The organism is Aeromonas sp. PrichA-15 (genome assembly GCF_017939245.1).
Classification (GTDB): Bacteria; Pseudomonadota; Gammaproteobacteria; order Enterobacterales; family Aeromonadaceae; genus Aeromonas; species Aeromonas caviae.
The window spans coordinates 1-2346 of sequence record NZ_JAGKRH010000209.1 but is presented as its reverse complement, the minus strand read 5'-3'; the positions used below and the strand labels follow the sequence as shown (position 1 = coordinate 2346).

Annotated in this window: 2 protein-coding genes; both read right to left on the bottom strand. The window is 61.4% G+C overall.

Annotation, left to right across the window (positions count from 1 at the left end; genetic code table 11):
- Nucleotides 1-409: 409 nt before the first annotated feature.
- Nucleotides 410-1168 (bottom strand): DeoR/GlpR family transcriptional regulator, encoded by a 759-nt coding sequence (locus tag J9889_RS19520; protein ID WP_010674233.1) that lies wholly within the window; start codon nucleotides 1166-1168, stop codon nucleotides 410-412.
- 101 nt (nucleotides 1169-1269) lie between these two features.
- Nucleotides 1270-2346, bottom strand: a 1077-nt coding sequence (locus tag J9889_RS19515) for an MFS transporter (RefSeq protein WP_210557774.1), incomplete at its 5' end; no start/stop codon positions are given.

Below are 2346 nucleotides of genomic sequence, written 5' to 3'. Positions count from 1 at the left end.
ATGTTTGATTTCGCTCATATTAGAACATGAAAAACCAATAAACGAACATTTCGTGAGAGAAATGTGATCGCGATTGTTTTCACAATGCTAAAAATGCTGCCAGTCGGTGACGGCCTGGCAAGGCTAAGGTCTGCCGGAAACAGCCATTTCGGGCAGGGAGGAGAACAAAGAGTGCCGGATGGGGGTGCCCATGGGGCAAGGTGATGAAGGCGATGGCGTGAATTCCTCGCTGGCGCCTAGCGTCGGTGCAAACCTGGCGCCCGAGTGCGGGGGCAACATCAGGGGTCAAAGAAGGTGTGTCAGCGCCAGGAACTGGCCGCTTAGGCGCCGCAAGGGAGACGCCGCAGGCCGGGAGGGGGCAGGAAAAAAGCGGCCGCCCCAAGGCGGCCTGATACCTGTGCGGGGAAGCTCAGCAGATATGGCAGGCGATCTGATGCTGGGACATCAGTCGCATCAGCTTCTCCGGCGGCTCCTGATCCGTGAACAGGGCGTGGATCTGGTTGAGGTTGCCGAGGTTGACCATGGCGTTGCGGCCAAACTTGGTGTGGTCGGCGGCCAGGAACACCTGGCGGGAGTGGGCGATGATGGCCTGAGCGATCTTCACCTCGTGATAGTCGAAATCGAGCAGGGAGCCGTCGCTGTCGATGCCCGAGATGCCGATGACGCCGTAGTCCATGCGAAACTGGCCGATGAAGTCGCGGGTCGCCTCCCCGACAATGCCGCCATCCCGGTTGCGAATTTCACCGCCGGCGATGATGACGGTGAAGTCATCCTTGGCGGTCAGGATGCTGGCGACGTTCAGGTTGTTGGTGACCACGCGCAGCTCCCGGTGGTCGAGCAGGGCCCGGGCGATGGCCTCGGTGGTGGTGCCGATGTCGATAAAGAGCGACGAGCCGTCGGGGATGTTGGCGGCAACTTCCCGGGCGATGCGCTCCTTCTCCTTGAGCTGCATCACCTTGCGGGCACTGTAGGCGGTGTTGACGGTGCTCGAATGCAGTGAGGCCCCGCCGTGATGGCGCCGGATCTTGTTCTGTTCGGCGAGATCGTTGAGATCCCGGCGAATGGTCTGGGGGCTGACGTCAAAATGGGTCACCAGATCGTCGGTCGAGACGAAACCCTGCCGGGTCAGGACGTCCAGGATCTCCAGATGTCGTTGGGTTTGCTTCACGCTTGCACTCCGCAGATGAGACGAAAAAAGGCCCCGGCAGGTGCGGGGCCTTTGGCAGTGTACCTGATCCCTTTTCCAATCGATAAGGGCAGGATCACGTTTTATGCCTTATGGGCAGCCGCCTTGGCGGCAATCGACTCGTTCTCGTGCTTGAGGGTCATGGCCAGCAGGATGATGGAGAGCACGCAGGAGACGGTGAGCACCATGAAGCCGCCGTCCCAGCCGAAGTGGTCAACGGTATAGCCCAGCATGGCGTTGGCCGCGACCGCGCCACCCAGATAACCGAACAGGCCGGTGAAGCCCGCCGCGGTACCGGCCGCCTTCTTGGGCGCCAGCTCCAGGGCGTAGAGGCCGATCAGCATGACGGGGCCATAGATGAGGAAGCCGATGGCGACCAGGGCCATCATGTCGATGGTCGGGTTGCCCGCCGGGTTGAACCAGTAGACCAGCACGGAAAGGGTCACCAGCACCATGAACAGGATGCCTGCCGGGGCGCGGCGGCCCTTGAACATCTTGTCGGAGATCCAGCCGCACAGCAGGGTGCCCGGTATCCCCGCCCACTCATAGAGGAAGTAGGCCCAGGAGGAGTGATCCACGCTGAAGTCCTTGGCCTCTTTCAGATAGGTGGGCGCCCAGTCCAGCACGCCGTAACGGATGAGGTAGACGAAGGCGTTGGCGATGGCGATGTACCAGAGCAGCTTGTTGTGCAGCACGTACTTCATGAAGATCTCCTTGGCGGAGAACTCCTGCTCGTGGCTTTCGTTGTAATCCTTCGGGTAGTCGTTCTTGTACTCCTCGATGGGGGGCAGACCGACCGATTGCGGGGTATCGCGCATCACGAAGAAGGCGATCACCGCGATGGCCGCCGCCGCCGCCGCAGGCACATAGAAGGCGCTGCGCCAGTCGTTGAACCAGCCCATGCCGAGGATGAACAGGGGGCCTATCATGCCGCCGCCCACGTTGTGGGCCACGTTCCAGACCGAGACGATCTCACCCCGCTCCTTCTGCGACCACCAGTGCACCATGGTGCGACCGCAGGGGGGCCAGCCCATGCCCTGTGCCCAGCCGTTCAGGAACAGGAGCACGAACATGATGCCAATGCTGGAGGTAGCCCAGTGCATGGTCCCCATCATGAACATGATGCCTGCCGAGAGCAGCAGACCGGCGGAGAGGAAGTA